The 16,129-nt window shown below is 71.2% G+C and carries 17 protein-coding genes; 12 read left to right on the forward strand and 5 right to left on the reverse strand.

Going from position 1 to position 16,129, the window contains the following annotated elements:
* Positions 1-88: 88 nt before the first annotated feature.
* The gene (locus tag AB0395_RS01885; RefSeq protein ID WP_366276031.1) at positions 89-409 is read right to left on the reverse strand and encodes a co-chaperone GroES; all 321 of its coding nucleotides are present in this window, start codon (positions 407-409) and stop codon (positions 89-91) included.
* 184 nt (positions 410-593) lie between these two features.
* Here AB0395_RS01885 and AB0395_RS01890 point away from each other — a divergent pair, with 184 nt between their 5' ends.
* Complete coding sequence (locus tag AB0395_RS01890; RefSeq protein ID WP_366276032.1) at positions 594-2,210, forward strand: DUF885 domain-containing protein; 1,617 nt, start codon at positions 594-596, stop codon at positions 2,208-2,210.
* A gap of 4 nt (positions 2,211-2,214) precedes the next feature.
* Positions 2,215-3,495: an ArgE/DapE family deacylase gene (locus AB0395_RS01895; protein ID WP_366276034.1), complete on the forward strand. Its 1,281-nt coding sequence runs from the start codon at positions 2,215-2,217 to the stop codon at positions 3,493-3,495.
* 109 nt (positions 3,496-3,604) lie between these two features.
* Here AB0395_RS01895 and AB0395_RS01900 read toward each other — a convergent pair whose 3' ends face one another.
* Positions 3,605-3,943 (reverse strand): rhodanese-like domain-containing protein, encoded by a 339-nt coding sequence (locus AB0395_RS01900; protein WP_366276036.1) that lies wholly within the window; start codon positions 3,941-3,943, stop codon positions 3,605-3,607.
* A gap of 40 nt (positions 3,944-3,983) precedes the next feature.
* Here AB0395_RS01900 and AB0395_RS01905 point away from each other — a divergent pair, with 40 nt between their 5' ends.
* The gene (locus AB0395_RS01905; protein WP_366276037.1) at positions 3,984-4,607 is read left to right on the forward strand and encodes a TetR/AcrR family transcriptional regulator; all 624 of its coding nucleotides are present in this window, start codon (positions 3,984-3,986) and stop codon (positions 4,605-4,607) included.
* An 18-nt stretch (positions 4,608-4,625) separates the two neighbouring features.
* On the opposite strand, the gene AB0395_RS01910 is transcribed toward AB0395_RS01905, so the two are convergent.
* Both AB0395_RS01910 and AB0395_RS01915 read right to left on the reverse strand, forming a co-directional pair.
* Positions 4,626-7,067, reverse strand: a complete 2,442-nt coding sequence (locus tag AB0395_RS01910) for a helicase-associated domain-containing protein (RefSeq protein ID WP_366276038.1) — start codon at positions 7,065-7,067, stop codon at positions 4,626-4,628.
* A gap of 226 nt (positions 7,068-7,293) precedes the next feature.
* Positions 7,294-7,812: an ATP-binding protein gene (locus tag AB0395_RS01915; RefSeq protein WP_366276039.1), complete on the reverse strand. Its 519-nt coding sequence runs from the start codon at positions 7,810-7,812 to the stop codon at positions 7,294-7,296.
* 222 nt (positions 7,813-8,034) lie between these two features.
* Here AB0395_RS01915 and AB0395_RS01920 point away from each other — a divergent pair, with 222 nt between their 5' ends.
* From AB0395_RS01920 to AB0395_RS01930, 3 genes are all read left to right on the forward strand, one after another.
* Positions 8,035-8,856 (forward strand): helix-turn-helix transcriptional regulator, encoded by an 822-nt coding sequence (locus AB0395_RS01920; RefSeq protein WP_366276223.1) that lies wholly within the window; start codon positions 8,035-8,037, stop codon positions 8,854-8,856.
* On the forward strand, positions 8,857-9,093 hold the full coding sequence (locus AB0395_RS01925) for a DUF397 domain-containing protein (RefSeq protein ID WP_366276041.1): 237 nt from the start codon (positions 8,857-8,859) through the stop codon (positions 9,091-9,093). It begins immediately after the preceding gene.
* 81 nt (positions 9,094-9,174) lie between these two features.
* Positions 9,175-9,474 carry a hypothetical protein gene (locus tag AB0395_RS01930; RefSeq protein WP_366276042.1) on the forward strand — a complete coding sequence of 100 codons (300 nt, stop codon included), beginning with the start codon at positions 9,175-9,177 and terminating at the stop codon, positions 9,472-9,474.
* A gap of 90 nt (positions 9,475-9,564) precedes the next feature.
* On the opposite strand, the gene AB0395_RS01935 is transcribed toward AB0395_RS01930, so the two are convergent.
* Positions 9,565-10,146: a histidine phosphatase family protein gene (locus AB0395_RS01935; RefSeq protein WP_366276044.1), complete on the reverse strand. Its 582-nt coding sequence runs from the start codon at positions 10,144-10,146 to the stop codon at positions 9,565-9,567.
* A 177-nt stretch (positions 10,147-10,323) separates the two neighbouring features.
* Between AB0395_RS01935 and AB0395_RS01940 the strand changes: the two genes are divergently transcribed.
* The 6 genes from AB0395_RS01940 (at position 10,324) to AB0395_RS01965 (ending at position 15,840) form a co-directional block, all read left to right on the forward strand.
* Positions 10,324-11,178, forward strand: a complete 855-nt coding sequence (locus AB0395_RS01940; RefSeq protein WP_366276046.1) for a Gfo/Idh/MocA family oxidoreductase — start codon at positions 10,324-10,326, stop codon at positions 11,176-11,178.
* Positions 11,179-11,505: 327 nt separating this feature from the next.
* Entirely contained in the window at positions 11,506-12,492 is a 987-nt protein-coding gene (locus tag AB0395_RS01945) for an ABC transporter substrate-binding protein (RefSeq protein WP_366276048.1), read from the forward strand.
* Positions 12,493-12,678: 186 nt separating this feature from the next.
* Positions 12,679-13,644, forward strand: coding sequence for an iron ABC transporter permease (locus AB0395_RS01950; RefSeq protein ID WP_366276224.1), 966 nt, complete (start codon positions 12,679-12,681; stop codon positions 13,642-13,644).
* The gene (locus tag AB0395_RS01955) at positions 13,641-14,414 is read left to right on the forward strand and encodes an ABC transporter ATP-binding protein (protein ID WP_366276049.1); all 774 of its coding nucleotides are present in this window, start codon (positions 13,641-13,643) and stop codon (positions 14,412-14,414) included. Before AB0395_RS01950 ends, AB0395_RS01955 begins: the two co-directional genes overlap by 4 nt.
* Before the next feature lie 125 nt (positions 14,415-14,539).
* Complete coding sequence (locus AB0395_RS01960; RefSeq protein ID WP_366276051.1) at positions 14,540-15,193, forward strand: adenosylcobinamide amidohydrolase; 654 nt, start codon at positions 14,540-14,542, stop codon at positions 15,191-15,193.
* A gap of 62 nt (positions 15,194-15,255) precedes the next feature.
* Positions 15,256-15,840, forward strand: a complete 585-nt coding sequence (locus tag AB0395_RS01965) for a Uma2 family endonuclease (protein ID WP_366276052.1) — start codon at positions 15,256-15,258, stop codon at positions 15,838-15,840.
* The last annotated feature ends 289 nt before the right edge of the window (positions 15,841-16,129 follow it).

The raw sequence follows: 16,129 nt of genomic DNA on the forward strand, positions 1-16,129 counted from the left end.
CGAGGAGGCGCGGGCGGGCCCGATCCGTGATCCGGCCGCGAGGGACGGGCCGCGAGCGCGGAAGACCGGCGGAAGGTCACGCTGCAGGTCAGAGGTACAGGCCGGTGCCGTTGTCGGTCTGCGGCGTGGCGATGGCGTGCAGGTCGCGCTCGCGCATGACGAGGTAGAGCTGCCCGTGGACCTCGACCTCGTACTGGTCCTCCGGATTGAACAGGACCTTGTCGCCGACCTTGACGGACCGGGCGTTCGCACCCGCGCCGCAGACCTCACCCCAGACGAGCCGGTTCGCCATCTTCACCGTCGCCGGGATGACGATGCCCGCGGTGCTGCGCCGTTCCTCTGACTCCTGCTCGATCTTGACCATGACACGGTCGTGGAGCATCTGGATCTCGAACTTCGGGTCACCCACGGTAGAAGCTTATGGGAACGGCGCCACCGGACCGGCTGATGTCGCAAGTCCAGGAAACCCGGGGACGCGAGGCCCCGTCCGGAGAGGCCTGGGGGCACGCGGATGACCACGCCTGTTCCGGGGGCGGGAGACGCGTCGGCAGGCATTGATAACCCCCGTGGCGCGGAAAGTAGGATTTCCCGCTATGACGTCTTCTGAGCTCGTGAGCGACTTCCTCAGCTGGCATCTGGCGGCCAACCCCATCCAGGCGACCCTTCTCGGAGCCGAGGGCTACGACCGGACCCTGGGCGACTTCACCGAGGCGGGCATTCTCGCCAGGGAGCGGGAGTCGCGGAGCTGGCTTGAGCGCTTCCAGGCGGTGGGCGACAGCGGGGAGGCGGAGAGCTTCGAGGAGGAGATCGACCGCGGGCTCGTCATGTCCACGCTGCGGGGCGCCCTGGCCTACGAGGCCTGGCCGACCTGGCGGCGCGACCCCTCCGTCTACGTCGGAGCGATCTTCGCCTCGATGTTCAGCCCGTTCCTGCAGCGCCTCGCACCCGAGGCCGAACTGGTCGAGGCGGCCGTGGCGCGGCTGGCCGAGGTGCCGGGAGTCCTCGCGGCCTGCCGCGCGAACCTGGACCCGGCGCTGGCCGCGGGGCTGCTGGTCGAGCGTGGCCTGGGCCAGGCGCGGACCGCGCGGCGCTTCCTCACCGAGACGGTTCCCGGGCAGGTCGGCGACGAGCGGTTGCGCGCCCGCCTCGCCGAGGCCGCCGAGCCCGCCGCCGCGGCCTTCGACGAGCTGGTCGGATTCCTCGACGGCTTCGAGGCGACGGGCACCTGGCGGATGGGCGAGGAGCTCTACTCGACGCTGCTGCGCGAGCGCGAGATGCTGGGCTACGGCGCCGGCGAGCTGCTCAAGCGCGGCCAGACGGCCTACGAGGAGCTGGACGCGCAGATGCGCGAGGTCGCCCGGCGGCTGCCCGGCGGCTCCGACGACTGGCACGCGGCCATCACCGCGCTCCAGGACGACCACGCGCCGACCCTGGAGGACATGCGGGCCGAGTACGAGTCCGAGACGGAGCGGGCCAGGGAGTTCGTGCGCGAGCGCGGCCTGGTGACGTTCGCCGAGGGCGAGGAGTGCCGGGTGGTGCCGTCGCCCGAGTTCCAGCGGCCCATCCTGGCGGTGGCCTCCTACATGCAGCCCCCGCCCCTGTCCACCTCCCGGGTCGGGCACTTCTTCGTGCCCTTCACGCCCGACTCCTTCACCGAGGAGCAGGTGCGCCAGCGGCTGCGCACGAACGCCAGGGCGCAGATGCCCTCCATCGCCGTCCACGAGGCCTACCCGGGTCACCACTGGCACCTGTCCTGGCTGGCGGGCAGCCCGCGCAAGGCCCGCAAGCTGTTCCGCACGCCGTACTTCGTCGAGGGGTGGGGCCTGTACGTCGAGAAGGTCATGCGGGAGCAGGGCTACTTCACCACGGCCGCCCAGGAACTCGCCCACCTGGACTTCCGCCTCTTCAGGGCCGCCCGCATCGTCGTCGACACCTCGCTGCACTGCGGTGACATGAGCATCGAGGAGGCAGAGGAGTTCATGACCACCAAGTCGTCGCTCACGCCGGGAACCTCGACGGGCGAGGTCAACCGCTACTGCGCGTGGCCGACCCAGGCACCGTCCTACCTCACGGGCGCGCTGGAGATCGACCGCATCCGCGACGACTACCTGGCCGCGGGGCGCGGCGACCTGCGCGCCTTCCACGACACACTGGCGGGCTCCGGCGGGCTCCCCCTCGGCCTGGCCCGCAGGGTGGCCCTGGAAGGCTAGGAACATGCCGGAGAAAGCGCCGGAGGGCCTGCCGGACACCGAGGCGAGGGTGCTGGACGCCCTCGACGACGGGGAGACGGTCGCGCTGCTGGCCGAGCTGGTGCGGGTGCCGAGCGTGACCGGCACCGACGCCGAGTCGGAGCTGCAGCACCGCTGCGGGAGGTTCCTCACCGAGGCGGGGCTGGACGTCGACCTCTGGCGGCTCGACCTCGACGCGCTCAGGGCAGCCCCCGGCTTCCCCGGCACCGAGGCCCCGCGTACGGAGGCCTACGGCGTGGTCGGCGTCACCGAGGGCGAGGGCGATCCCGCGCTCGTCCTGCAGGGGCACGTGGACGTGGTGCCGATCGGCGACCCGGCCAGGTGGGAGGGGGCCGACCCCTTCGGCGCCGGGATCAGCGGCGACGTCCTGCACGGCAGGGGAGCCTGCGACATGAAGGCCGGGCTCGCGGCGAACCTCGCCGTCGTCGCCGCGCTGCGCAGATCCGGGGTACGGCTCGCCAGACCGCTGGCCGTGCACTGCGTGGCGGGCGAGGAGGACGGCGGCCTCGGCGCGTTCGCCACCCTGGCCCGCGGCCACCGGGGCGACGCGGCGGTGATCACCGAGCCGACCGGCGGGACGATCATCACCGCGACCGCGGGCGCGCTGACGTTCCGGATCGAGGTCGCGGGACGGGCCGCCCACGGCGCGACCCGCTACGAGGGGGTGAACGCCCTGGAGGTCTTCTGGCCGGTCTTCGAGGCGATCAGGCGCCTCGAGACCGACCGCAACCGCGACCCCGATCCGATCTTCACCGGCAACCCGCTGCCGTACCCGATCGAGATCGGCACGGTCCGCGCGGGAGACTGGGCCAGCAGCGTGCCCGACCTGCTCGTCGCGGAGGGCAGGCTGGGCGTGCGCCTGGACGAGGACCCGGCGGTGGCCCGCCTCGCCCTGGAGACGGTGGTCGCGGAGCTGGATCATCCGTGGCTGCGGGAGCATCCTCCCGCGGTCAGCTGGCCGGGCGGGCAGTTCGCCAGTGGGCGGGTGCCCGCGGGGCACGAGCTGCCGGGCCAGGTCGCCGCCGCGGTGGCCGACGTGACGGGGACGCGCCCCGTGGAGACGGCCGCGCCGTACGGCAGCGACCTGCGCCTGTACACCGCGGGCGGCATCCCCGCCCTGCACTACGGGCCGGGCGACGTGCGGCTGGCCCACGCCCCGCGTGAGCGGGTCGAGCTGCGGGAGCTGCGGGAGGTCAGCAGGGCGCTGGCGCTGCTGGCCGTACGGCGCTGCGGGGTCAGGGACTGAGCCTCACACGTCGAGGAACCCTCGAAAGGTCCCCGGCGTCCGGCGGCGGCCCGTGTCGCCGGACGTCCCGGCAGCGGGGCGTCCGGCGTTCGCACGGGCGTCGGAGGCGTCAGAGGGCGGGCACGCCGGACTCGACGGGCAGCCCCGCCTCGGCCCAGTCCTGGATGCCGTCGCGGTACTTGCGGACGTTGGTGTAGCCGAGCGCGGTCAGCCGCCTGGCCACCGCCTCGCTGTTGCCGCAGGCGGCGTTCGAGCAGTAAGTGACGATGTCAGCGTCCCTGTCGGGGAGCAGCTCGGCGGCGCGCTCGGCGACCTCGCTCTCGACCAGGGCGATCGCGCCGGGCAGGTGCTGCTGCGCGTAGTAGTCGCCGCCGAGGGTGTCCAGGACGACGACGGTGCCCGCCTCGATCGCGGCCTTCAGCTCGTCGCGGGTGATCAATGTGGTCATGGCTGGCCTCCAGGGCCTAAGGGGACTATAGTCCGTTTATGTGAGTGATCTGGAATCTAACGGACCGCAGTCCGCTTCGTCAACCGAGTCGCTGCGCATGCTGCTGGACGAGCCTCAGAAGGAGCGGGCCGACGCCGCGCGCAACCGCCTGAAGGTGCTGGCCGCCGCGGCGAGGCTGTTCCGGGAGAAGGGCGTGGACGGCGTCTCGATGGACGCGGTCGCCGCCGCGGCGGGGGTGGGCAAGGGCACCCTCTTCCGGAGGTTCGGCGACAAGTCGGGACTCGCCGTCGCGCTCCTGGACGAGCGGGAGCGCGAGCTCCAGGAGGCGATCCTGACCGGCCCCGCCCCGCTCGGCCCCGGGGCCGGGGGCGCCGAACGGCTGGCCGCGTTCGTCGAGGCCTACGTCGACTACCTGCTGGGCCACCTCGACCTGGTCCGCATGTCGGAGACCGCGAGCCCCGGCGCCCGATACCGCATCGGCTCCTACCGGTTCTGGCACCGCCACGTGACGATCATGCTCGTCGAGGCCCGCCCAGGATGCGACGCGGGCCCCCTCGCCCACGCCGTGCTCGCCGCGCTGTCCGCCGAGCACGTGACGGCCCTGGTCGCCGAGTACGGCGAGGCCCGCGCCAGGCAGGCGATACGGACCCTGGCCCTGGGCTGAGGGCTTCCTCGCCCGTACTCAGGCGTAGGCGCCGCGGACCTCGACGATGTCGGCCAGGGGGAACTCCAGGTAGTCTCCGGCCTCTTCGCACCAGGCGTCCAGCATCCCGCTGTGCAGCTCGCCGTGGCTGATGGTCGCGGTCAGACCGTCGGTCAGCGTGATCGCCGCCCGCACTCCACGGTCCACCACGAAGCCGAGCAGCGACTGCTGGGCCGTCGGCAGCCGGGAGGCCATGCGGCCGATCACCGCCCATGTCCTGCCGTTCTGCCGGGCGGCGTCGCCCTCGGCGGAGAGCAGCCGCTGGGCGTGCTCGTGCGGGTCGGGCGGGGTCTCGAACAGGGAGTACGGCGGCTGCTCGAACTCGGCGACCCGGCCGCCGGGCAGCAGGATCAGCCGGCCGCCTCGAGGTTCCTCGATCCGGGCGCGGCGGACGGTGATCTCCCCGGTGTCCTCGATCGGGACCGGGGCGTAGCCGTTCTCCCGCAGCGCGGCCAGGGTCTTGCCCGCGGGCATGGCGCTGGCGAGCACGGTCGGCGCGAGCAGCCGCAGGCCCAGCCTGCCGAGGCGCCGGTGCCCGGCGATCTCGGCCAGCAGCACCGGGTCGGAGGCCTGCACGATGCAGGCGACCGTGGACACGGTGACCTCGCCGTGCCGCCTGGCGACGTCGCGCACGAGGTACTCCAGGGGTTGCGGCACCGTGCCGACCTCGGCGAGGTCGGCCAGCAGGTCTTCCGCCGAGCATCCGGCGTCCATCGCCCGCCGCACGCTCACCGGGCTGAACCGCCACACCGAGGCGGCGCCCCTGGACTCGCGGTCCGCGGCCCGGTCGAGCAGCTCCGCCAGTTCGGCGGAGGGCGGGCCCGTCACCACGGCGGTGAGGTCGGCGCCGAACAGCGCGCTCCGCCGTACGCTGGCCAGCGCCCTGGTCGAGCACTCGACCAGGGCCGGGTCGTTCTCGACGAGCGGCGTCGAGTCGTCGTTCTCGTCCCCCGCGGCCTGCAGGGCGGCCAGCGCGCGGCCCAGGTCGGTGATCGTGTCGTAGGCGATCAGCCCGAGCATCCCGGCCTCCTCGAGCACGGCGGGGGCGCACTCGCCCAGGAGCGGCTGGTCGAGCAGCGGGGCGTGCCAGTGTGCCGACCCGACGAGCCCGGCCCGGTCGGCGCACGCCGTGCTGGCGGGCAGGCGGGCCAGCACGCCGAGCACCGCCCGCCTGGCCCTGGCGACCATGGTCCCCGCAGGGTCGTCGCCGAGCACCGTGCCGTACTTGCCGTCGACCCTGCGCAGCGAAGAGCGCTCCATCCGCCACCAAGCGGACAGCAGCACCCGCAGTCTCGCCGCCGCGTCGTCCAGCCGCCATCGGTCGAACTTCTCGGTCGGGACCAGTCCGCCCGCCGAGTCGTCCCAGGCCAGCAGCCGGGCGACCGCGCAGATCTCCAACAGCAGTCGGGTCTCGTCCTCGTCGCAGCCGGTGTCCTTGGCCAGCCTGCGCACCTCGCGCACCCCGACCCCGCCCGCCTTCAGCAGCGGCAACGGGACCTTGGCGGTGTTCTCCAGCATCGCGGCGCAGCGCTCGACCACGTGCGGGGCCGCCAGGGTCATCAGGTGGTCGACGGCCTCCGGGTCGACGGGGACGGTCGCCAGGTCGGGCGGGGCGGGGGTGAACGGAGGGTGGTAGTCGGGGCCGCGCAGCGCGAGCGCCACCTCCCTGGGCATCTCGGCGGCGTTCCAGCCCGGCCGGAAGAGCAGCCCGTGGTCGCTCGCCCACTTCTGCGGGGAGCCGGGGAGCACGAACCGGCCGCCGTCGACGTCGCGGGCGGGGCCGTCCCAGGCGAACTCGTCGAGCAGCTGTCTCGTCCCCTTCGGGGCCCGCTCAAGCAGGGCGGCCAGCCGTCCCGGATCGGAGAGCACCTCGGTGATCTTCGCGATCGTCTGGCGCTTCTGGCCGTTGGGCAGGCCGAGCGTCCTGGCCAGCGCGCGCAGGGCGTCCGCGCTGACCGTCCACGAGTTCAGGTAGTGCGTGAGCGGCTCGCCGAGACCGCACGGAGCCGTCCACCAGCGGGCGACGCCTCCGGCGATCCGGATCCGTCCCTCGTCGTCCGGCCAGGCCAGGGCATGGTCGAACAGCAGGTCGACCCAGGGGGCCGTCTCGGCCTCCGGCACGCCCATGAACCGGGCCAGCGCCTCGAGGTCGACGCCGTCGCCCAGGGCCAGCGCCGCCTGCGCGACCTCCAGGGAGGGCAGCGGAAGACCGCGCAGGACGGCGGAAACCGCGGGTCCGGCGCTCAGCCGCTGTGCCAGGGTGTCCAGGCGACGTGGCCAGGGCGGGGCGATGGCGTCCGGCCGGTTGGCCAGAACCCGGGTGAGCCGTTCTTCGTCGAGGGTTTTCAACCAGCCGAGCAGGTGATCGTCCATCTCGCAGCTCTCTGCAGGAATCTCGCGCGGGGACTCTCCGTGAGCCATAAACATCCACGGTAATGCAGAGGGCGTTGCTGACGGGATGCACCGCGCAGAATGCGACTGGTTCCGGCGATGTTCTCGGGATGTCCTTGCGGATTTTGACCGGCCCCGGGGCCGCCCGTGGGGGTACGTGGCGGGCCCCGGGAACCGATCGGCGCCAGGTGAGGGGAAGAGGCGGCGCCTTCCAGGGAGGATCAGTTGCCCGCGCGGGACGGGTGCTTTGGAGCCGCTATCCGAGAACGGCCCAGACGATCTTGCCATAAGGCGCCAGGGGTGCCCAGCCCCAGCGCACGCTCAGCGACTCGACGATGTGCAGTCCGAGCCCGCCGATGTCCAGGGGTGACGGATCGCGTAGCGCGGGGAAGCCCGATCCGGGATCGTTGAGAGCGCAGGCGACCAGGCTTCCGCGGCGCAGCAGCGAGAGCCTGATCGGCTCCTTCGCGCGCGACTCGGCAAGCCGTAGGCCGTGCCTGAAGGCGTTGGTGGCCAGCTCGGAGACGACCAGCTCCATGTTCTCGCTCAGCTCGGTGAGCTTCCAACCGGTGAGCGTCCCCGTCGCGAAACTGCGGGCCGAGTGCACGGACTCGGCCTGCGGGGGCAGCACGAAGGTGGCGCTTGCCATGGCCGTCGACCCGGAGAGGAGGTCACGAGCCGTATCGGGCCACCAGCCGACGGGGGGCCACCAGTCGAGCGCCGTCCAGGAGGTTCGGGAGAGCGCGGTTTGGGCGGACTGCACAGCGATCATCATGGTGCAAACTCCCGTGCAGGTGCAAGAGCGAATGCACGTGCATAAGGTGTGTGCAACCGCTACGGTTACCCATGAATTCGGCAATCAGGACAGAAAGGGGATCTTGTCCGCGGCTTAGGAATCTTGTGCCGCGAAGTGACAGACTGTCGATCAGGAAAGCGAGCGAGGAGCAACCACGTGTCCATGGACCCGCCCGGTACCGGTTCCACCGTTCGGCGCATCATGCTCGGCGCAAGCCTGCGTCGCCTGCGTGAGGAGAAGGGACTTCCCCGCGAGGTGGCCGGATTCCACATCCGGGCCTCGGAGTCCAAGATCAGCCGGATGGAGCTGGGCCGTGTCGGTTTCAAGACACGAGACGTGGAAGACCTGCTCACCCTGTACGGCGTGCTCGATGACGCGGAACGGCGCGGCCTGCTGGAGATGGTCCGCGAGGCGAACACCCCCGGATGGTGGCACAAATACGGCGATCTCCTGCCGAACTGGTTCACCACCTATGTGGGACTGGAGGAGGCGGCGAACGTGATCCGCACCTATGAGGTGCAGTTCGTTCCCGGCCTGCTGCAAACGGCCGCCTACGCGCGCACCGTCATCCGGTTGGGCTACCCGGACGTGCCGGAGGCGGAGATCGAGCGTCGCGTGCATATGCGCATGCAGCGTCAGGAGCGTCTGACGAAGAAGGACAGCCCGCGCCTGTGGGCGGTCATCGACGAGGCGGCCCTGAAGCGTCCTATCGGAGGACGGGAGATCATGCGGGAACAACTCCAGCACCTGCTGGAGGTGGCCTCGCTGCCCAACATCACCCTCCAGGTGATGCCCTTCCGGTTCGGCATGCACGCAGCCGAGGGGGGTGCGTTCAGCATCTTGCGGTTTCCCGAGTCCGACCTGTCGGACGTCGTTTATGTCGAGCAGCTCTGGGGTGCCCTTTACCTGGACAAACGTGAGGACATCGATCCATACCTCACGGCTATGGAGCAGCTGTGCGTGGAAAGCACCACGCCTGGGGGCACCGCCGAGATCCTCGGCGACCTTCTCAGAGAGATCTAAATGAAGCACACCTACAACGGCATGCCCGCCACGGACCTGGCCGAGGCGAGCTGGCGGAAGAGTCGTCACAGTAACTCGACGGGCAACTGCGTCGAGTTGGCCGAACTGCCCGATGGCAGTATCGCGGTCCGGAACTCCCGCTTTCCCGGGGGTCCGGCACTGATTTACACCCGCGACGAGATCCGTGCGCTGGTGCTCGGGGTGAAAGACGGGGAGTTCGACAGCCTTACGGTGTAACGCCGTTTTTACATCGCGGCCGAGTGGTTAACCTCGGTGCGCCGATGACGTAACTCGGGGAGCGGGTCGGCAGGAAAGAGTGTGAGCCAACAGCGAATGGGGGCTCACGCCATGCTCGACCAGATGACCTTGTATCCCGTGGCCGACGACGTGCTGTTCGCACCGGGCGGTCGCGTTGTGATCCGCACCTATGGCGTCGCCTCGCAGGCCACAGGCGACGGTGCGACCACTCCGGTGTCCTACCGCACATGGGTCACCGGAGTACGCGACCAGCCCCGCTACTGGCGGTGGAGCCACTTCGAAGAGGCCTGCCGCGGTCACCGCAGGGTTCTCGAATGGCTGACCGGCCGCGGGCCGCAGCCCGGAGTGACGGCCGCCTGAGGGAGGCTCACACCCGAGCGGGGCGTCTTATCTGTCGTGGCCCGGTCCCGGGCCGCCGACGTCCCCGCCCAGGCAGGTCCCGCTCCCGATTCAGGCGGGAGAGTTCCAGGTGAGCACGACCGGTTCGCCGTGTTCGAAGCCGAGCCTGGAGTAGGTTCCGGTGTCCAGGCGGAAGAGCCTGCCGTCCTGTGGGGGCAGGCCGAGCCACCGGGCGCACAACACCCGCAGGAAGTGCCCGTGGGCCACCACGGCGACCTCGCCGTCCGCGGCGCTCGCCCTGGCGACCACCCGGTCGGCGCGCGCGGCGACCTGCTCCGCGCTCTCGCCGGGATGTTCCGCGTCACCGGGGATCACCCCGTCGCGCCACAGGTACCAGCCGGGACGCGTCCGCCGGATCTCCAGGGTCGTGATGCCCTCGTAGCCGCCGTAGTCCCACTCCCACAGGTCCTGGTCGATCTCGTACGCCGTCAGCCCGGCCAGCTCGGCCGTACGGCGGGCCCGCAGGGCGGGGCTGACCAGGGTCAGATCGAAGGACATGTCCTTGACCAGCGGCGCGAGCGCCCGCGCCTGGTCCTCGCCCCTGTCCGTCAGCGGCAGGTCGGTGCGGCCTGTGTGGCGGCCGTCCCTGCTCCACTCGGTTTCGCCGTGCCTCAGCAGAATCATCTCGTTCATTGGGACCCATCATGCCGGTACGGCCCGCACCGCCCCTCTCGCGCCCTGCCGGTACGGCCCGCCCCGGCGGGCGCATGGAGGTGCGGACGCGGACGCCCCGGTGAGGCATGGTGGTGGGACACGACGCTCCGCAGGTGAACGCGCGATCGGGGAAGGGAGCCGTGAGAAGCTGGGGCAGTGACGATATCTGTGGGTTTGGTGGGCGCGGGGCCGTGGGCGGAGATGGTGCACGCGCCGATGCTGGCGGCCGGACCGGACACGCGCCTGGTGGGCGTGTGGGCCCGGCGTCCCGCGGCCGCCGCCAGATTCGGCGTCCCGGTCTTCGAGCGGATCGAGGAGTTGTTCGACAACTGCGAGGCGGTCGCGTTCTCCGTGCCGCCCGCCGTACAGGCCGAGCTGGGGGTGCTCGCCGCGAGGGCGGGCAAGGCGCTGCTGCTGGAGAAGCCGCTCGCCGCGGACCTGGCCGGGGCACGGCGGCTGGCCGAGGCGGTCGCCGAGGCGGGCGTGCCCTCCCAGATGGTTCTCACCTGGCGTTACTCGGAGGCGACCAGGGCGTTCCTGGCCAGGGTCTCGGCCCTCGAACCCTTCGGAGGGCACGCCGTCAGCGTCTCGGGATCCATGCTCGGCGGCGACTTCGCCACCCCGTGGCGCCTTGAGCGCGGCGCGATCCTCGATGTCGGCCCGCACATGATCGACATGCTGGACGCCGCGCTCGGCCGGGTCACCGAGGTCCGCGCCCACGGCAACCCGCGGGGCTGGGTCGGCCTGCTGCTGGAACACGAGACGGGCGCGGTCAGCGAGGCCTCGCTGTGCATGAGCGTCCCGGGCGAGACGCCCCCCTCCCAGGTGGACGTCTACGGCCGCCTCGGCAGGGAGCACATCGACGGGGGCCGGCTGGGCTCCGACGTCTTCGCCGTCATGCTCGCCGAGTTCGCCGAGACCGTCGAACGCGGTGGCGGCCATCCCCTCGACGCCGCGCACGGCCTGCGCCTACAGGAGATCATCGCCGCCGCGGAACGGCAGCTCGGCTAAAGAGTTTGGCCCCGTCCGCGCGCTGTGCGGTGGGGTGCCTGCGTGGCTTTGCCGTGTTCTGGTGAGGTGCACACCTGGTGAAAACCTGGTGTCCGAACCTTGACGCTGAGCTGTGCAAGGGGATTGATAGCGTTTGTCTGACGTGCAGCGCGTAGCGAAGTCCGGTGTGAGTCCGGCGCTGTCCCGCAACTGTCATGGTGCCAGGGCCGAGTGCCCGGGGACCGAGCCAGGTCGCCTTCCGCTGTGCCGACGTCGTCAACCCTCGTGGAAAAGGGTGACCCTCGTCCCTTCCGGGTCTCTCTGTTCCGATGACCGAAAGGACCTCGCGTGAGGCCCGTACGTACCGCCTTCATCGGCGCGTTGCTCGGTGTGCTGAGCCTGGCCGGATGCGGTCAGAACTCGCCCGCCCCCCAGGACGCGACCGCCCAGATCACGACCGCGACCTCGGCGGCGCCCTCCCCGGCGTCCACGGCGGGATCCTCCGGGGCGGCGGGATTCCCCGTCACGGTGCAGGCGGGCAACGGCCCGGTCGTCATCCAGAGGAGGCCGGAGCGGATCGTCTCGCTGTCGCCGACCGCGACGGAGGGACTCTTCGCCGTCGGCGCGGGCCCCCAGGTCGTCGCGGCCGACGACCAGTCCAACTACCCCGCGGAGGCGCCGAAGAGCACCCTGTCCGGCTTCAAGCCGAACGTGGAGGCGATCGTCGCCAGGAAGCCCGACCTGATCGTGCTCGCCAACGACATCGACGGCATCGTCGCCAAGCTGGGCACGCTCGGCGTCCCCGTGCTGCTCGAACCCGCCGCGACCAAGCTCGACGACGCCTACGACCAGATCACCGACCTCGGCGCGGCCACGGGTAACAAGGCCAAGTCCGAGGAGGTCGCCACCGGGATGAGGAAGCGGATCGAGGCCATCGCCGCCGCGGCCCCCCGGGACAAGAAGCTCACCTACTACCACGAGCTGGACAACACGCCCTACTCGGCGACCTCCACCACCTTCATCGGCCAGATCTACGGTCTGTTCGGCCTGACCAACATCGCCGACAAGGCTCCCGATGCGGCGGGCGGCTACCCCAAGCTCTCCGCCGAGTTCGTCGCCAAGGCCGACCCGGACATCGTCTTCCTCGGGGACACCAAGTGCTGCGGCCAGTCCAGGGAGACCCTCGCCAAGCGTCCCGGCTGGTCCGGACTTTCCGCGATCAAGAATGACCGGGTCGTCGCCCTTGACGACGACATCGCCTCCCGCTGGGGTCCCCGGATCGCCGACCTCGCGGAGCAGGTCGGCGACGCCGTCAAGAAGGCCGCGAAGAGTTAAGTGACCGACCTCTCCCCTTCCTCCGTCTCTCCAGGAGCCCCTGCCGCCACGGCTGAAGGCTCGGCGGGGCACGGACCCGGGGTGTCCCGGCCCGGCCCGTCGCGGGCGAAACCGCTGAGCCCGCCGCGGGCGACCAGGCTCGGCCCGCTCGCCGCGCTCGTGGCCTGCTGCGTCCTGTTGGCGAGCATGCTCGCCGCGCTGCTGGTCGGCGCGGCGGACATAGCGCCGCAGAAGGTGGCGCTGCAACTGCTCGACTGGCTGCCGTTCGTCTCGATCGACTCGGGACTGGCACCGGTCGAGCGGGCGCTGCTGTTCGAGCTCAGGGTGCCCAGGGTGCTGCTCGCCGCGATCGTCGGCGGGCTGCTGGCCTGCGCGGGGGCCGGGTACCAGGGCGTGTTCCGCAACCCGCTGGCCGACCCCTACCTGCTGGGGGCCGCCGCCGGAGCGGGCCTGACGACCACGGCGGCGATCGTGTTCACGACGGGCGACGGCAACTCCCTCCTCGTGCCGGCCGCCGCGTTCGCGGGGGCGATCGGCGGCGTCCTGCTCGCTTACGCGCTGGGTAACGTCGCGGGCCGGGGCAGCGGCACCGCAACCCTGGTCCTGGCCGGGGTTGCCGTCACGTCTTTCCTCACCGCGATCCAGACCTTCCTGCAGCAGCTCAACGTCGAGGAGCTCCAGCGTGTCTACAGCTGGATCCTTGGCAACGTCGGCGGCGGCTGGGAGCAGGTCTGGCTGGTCCTGCCGTACGCTCTGGTCTCCGTGGCGGTCATGCTGCTGTACGGCAGGCTGCTCGACGTCCTGTCGGTCGGTGACGACGAGGCGGCCAGCCTCGGCCTCAACGTCGCGAAGGTCAGGCTCGTCGTGCTGCTGGCCGCCTCCCTGGCGACCGCCTCCGCCGTCGCGGTCAGCGGGCTCATCGGCTTCGTCGGCATCGTCGTCCCGCACGTGGTCCGCCGCCTGGCCGGAGGGTCGTACCGGGTCGTGCTCCCGCTCTCGCTGGTCGGCGGGGCCGCCTTCCTGGTCCTGGCCGACCTGATCGCCAGGACCGTGATCGCTCCGGCCGAGTTGCCGATCGGCGTGGTCACCGCCTTCGTCGGGGCGCCGTTCTTCGTGACCGTGCTCCGCCTGACCAGGCGGGTGGACACATGAGCCGCGTCGAGGTGAGGGGCCTCACCGTCGCCCTCGGGACGCGGACCGTGCTGTCCGGCGTCGAGTTCGAGGTCGGCGGCGGCGACTGGCTCGCCGTCATCGGGGCCAACGGGGCGGGCAAGTCAACGCTGCTCAGAGCGCTGGCCGGGGTGCTTCCCCACTCCGGCGACGTGCTCGTCGACGGCATGCCGGTGCGCGGGCTCAAGCCGAGAGAACGGGCCCGCCTGCTCGCCTACGCCCCGCAGACCCCGGCGCTTCCCGGCGACATGACCGTCTTCGACTACGCCCTGCTGGGCCGCACGCCGTACATTCCCAATCTCGGCAGGGAGAGCCGCCGGGACCGGGAGGTGACCGCGTCCGTGCTGGAGCGGCTCGACCTGTCCTCGTTCGCCTCGCGCGCGCTCGGCAACCTGTCCGGCGGCGAGCGCCAGCGGGTCGTACTCGCCAGGGCACTGACGCAGCAGGCGCCCGTACTCCTGCTCGATGAGCCGACCACGGCCCTAGACCTGGGACACCAGCAGCAGGTCCTCGAACTCCTCGACCGTCTCAGACTGGCCGACGGGCTGACCGTGGTCACGACCCTGCACGACCTGAGCCTCGCGGGTCAGTACGCCGACTCGATGATGCTCCTCGCGGACGGCGGCGCGGCGGCCTCGGGCACCCCGGCCGAGGTCCTGACCGAGGAACTGATCGGCGAGCACTTCGGCGCCCGGGTCCGCATGGCGACCGGCACGGGCGGCAGGCCAGAGGTCCACCTGGAGCGTCCTTGAGGGGCGGCGGGCCCGGATCGCCGCCGGGGGCGGAGTGGCGAGCTCTCCACGATCGGGGCGGGTCGGGGAGTCCTCAGGCGCACAATGGATCTTTCCGGCAGGCGGACGAACATTCGGAGCAGACGATGAGGCTGAGCCACCGCGAGGAGGACGGGGCCAGGCTGGCCTCACTGCTGTGGGAGTTCGGCCCCGGCTGGCGGGCGATCTCCTCGGCGATGGTCGGCGGCGGCATCGGTCCGGTCGAGTGGGTCCTCAACGCCCAGGTGGTCGGCGGCTATTCGCGGATGGACCCGGTCGAGCACCTGCTGGAGCTGGCTCCGCCGGGCCCCGGCGTCGGCATGCTGACCGCGGCCTCCGTCGACCGGTTCACCACGGCGGCCGACGGGGGAGTCGAGGCGGCGGTGACCGTCGGCCTGCGCGTCCCCACCTGGGCCGCGGCCCCCGAGGGCGTCCCCGACCCCGAGCTGGCACCCATGTATCTCCCGGGGACGATCAACATCATCGTCGCCCTCCCGGTGGCGATGACCGACGCGGCCCTGGTCAACGCCGTCATGACGGTCACCGAGGCCAAGACACAGGCGCTGGCCGAGGAGGGCTTCCCCGGCACGGGAACCGCCTCCGACGCGGTCTGCGTGGCCGTACGGGACGAGGGCCCCCAGGAGCTGTTCGGCGGTCCCAGGTCGACCTGGGGCGCCCGCGTCGCCCGCGCGGTGCACGCCGCCGTACGGCAGGGCACCCGCGACTGGGTGAATCGTGATGGAGCGGTTACTTCGGGTTAGAGAATTGTGGGAAGTAGCATGTGGACGGAGGCGAGACTCCCGATACTGAGCAGGTGACCGCGATGGCAACGACGGAGCCGACGACCAGGCGGACGGTTCTTCCAGGAGAGCCGCCGTTCACCGTCAACGACCTGCTCAAGTTTCCCGACGACGGGAACCGCTACGAGCTCTTCAACGGGAGCCTACTGGTGAGTCCCTCTCCAACCCCCCTGCATCAGTTCGCCAGTCTCCGTCTCGCGCGGATTCTCGAAGACGCCGCGCCGCCGGAGTTCCAGCCGCTGCAGGAGGTCAACCTCCGGGTGGGTCCCCGCGACTTCTTCATCCCCGACCTCGTTGTGGTGCCCACGGAGGCCGTCGCGGAGACGGAGCTGATGTTCACGCCAGACGACATCCTGCTGGCCGTCGAGATCGTCAGCCCGACGACTCAGATGCGCGACAGGCACATGAAGCGTTCCGCCTACGCGGCGGCGGGCATCGAGCTGTACTGGCGGGTCGAGCTGTCGGAGGGGCCGTGCCTGCACGTCCTCGAGCTCGTGGGAGACGACTACAAACTCGCGAGCAAGCACGCCGCGGGCAAACCGGCCGATCTGGTCGCCCCGTTCGAGCTCAGCTTCGATCCCGCCGTGCTGGTGCGTCCTCGCGGCTGATCGGCCGCCTCTCTCCGCGCGTGCTCTCGTCTCCCATCCCTCCACGTTCACCTCTCCGTGCTCGGCCGCCGGGTATGACTCCCGGCGTCCGCACGCCCGCCATCGTCTGTGACGTCACAGGGCCGTCGCCTGTGAGGCCGTGACCGCTCCGGCCTCCGGAGGCCTTCTCCTCCCCTGAAGGACTGTCCGATATAGACGTTTTGTCGGCTGGCGACCCCATCGTGGCCGCCGCGCCCGATGGATCTTCCGCCGTGTGCGCTGGCCAAACGGCGACTGTTCGTCTATCAAA

The sequence above is a fragment of the Streptosporangium sp. NPDC051023 genome, from assembly GCF_040689595.1.
Taxonomy (GTDB): domain Bacteria; phylum Actinomycetota; class Actinomycetes; order Streptosporangiales; family Streptosporangiaceae; genus Streptosporangium.

What these genes read in the sequence shown, in the direction of transcription:
- AB0395_RS01890 (WP_366276032.1), top strand. Translation starts at nt 594, where the DNA reads ATGACGTCTTCTGAGCTCGTGAGCGACTTCCTCAGCTGGCATCTGGCG.
- AB0395_RS01895 (WP_366276034.1), top strand. Translation starts at nt 2,215, where the DNA reads ATGCCGGAGAAAGCGCCGGAGGGCCTGCCGGACACCGAGGCGAGGGTG.
- AB0395_RS01900 (WP_366276036.1), bottom strand. Translation starts at nt 3,943, where the DNA reads ATGACCACATTGATCACCCGCGACGAGCTGAAGGCCGCGATCGAGGCG.
- AB0395_RS01910 (WP_366276038.1), bottom strand. Translation starts at nt 7,067, where the DNA reads ATGGCTCACGGAGAGTCCCCGCGCGAGATTCCTGCAGAGAGCTGCGAG.
- AB0395_RS01915 (WP_366276039.1), bottom strand. Translation starts at nt 7,812, where the DNA reads ATGATGATCGCTGTGCAGTCCGCCCAAACCGCGCTCTCCCGAACCTCC.
- AB0395_RS01920 (WP_366276223.1), top strand. Translation starts at nt 8,035, where the DNA reads ATGCTCGGCGCAAGCCTGCGTCGCCTGCGTGAGGAGAAGGGACTTCCC.
- AB0395_RS01925 (WP_366276041.1), top strand. Translation starts at nt 8,857, where the DNA reads ATGAAGCACACCTACAACGGCATGCCCGCCACGGACCTGGCCGAGGCG.
- AB0395_RS01935 (WP_366276044.1), bottom strand. Translation starts at nt 10,146, where the DNA reads ATGAACGAGATGATTCTGCTGAGGCACGGCGAAACCGAGTGGAGCAGG.
- AB0395_RS01950 (WP_366276224.1), top strand. Translation starts at nt 12,679, where the DNA reads ATGCTCGCCGCGCTGCTGGTCGGCGCGGCGGACATAGCGCCGCAGAAG.
- AB0395_RS01955 (WP_366276049.1), top strand. Translation starts at nt 13,641, where the DNA reads ATGAGCCGCGTCGAGGTGAGGGGCCTCACCGTCGCCCTCGGGACGCGG.
- AB0395_RS01960 (WP_366276051.1), top strand. Translation starts at nt 14,540, where the DNA reads ATGAGGCTGAGCCACCGCGAGGAGGACGGGGCCAGGCTGGCCTCACTG.
- AB0395_RS01965 (WP_366276052.1), top strand. Translation starts at nt 15,256, where the DNA reads ATGGCAACGACGGAGCCGACGACCAGGCGGACGGTTCTTCCAGGAGAG.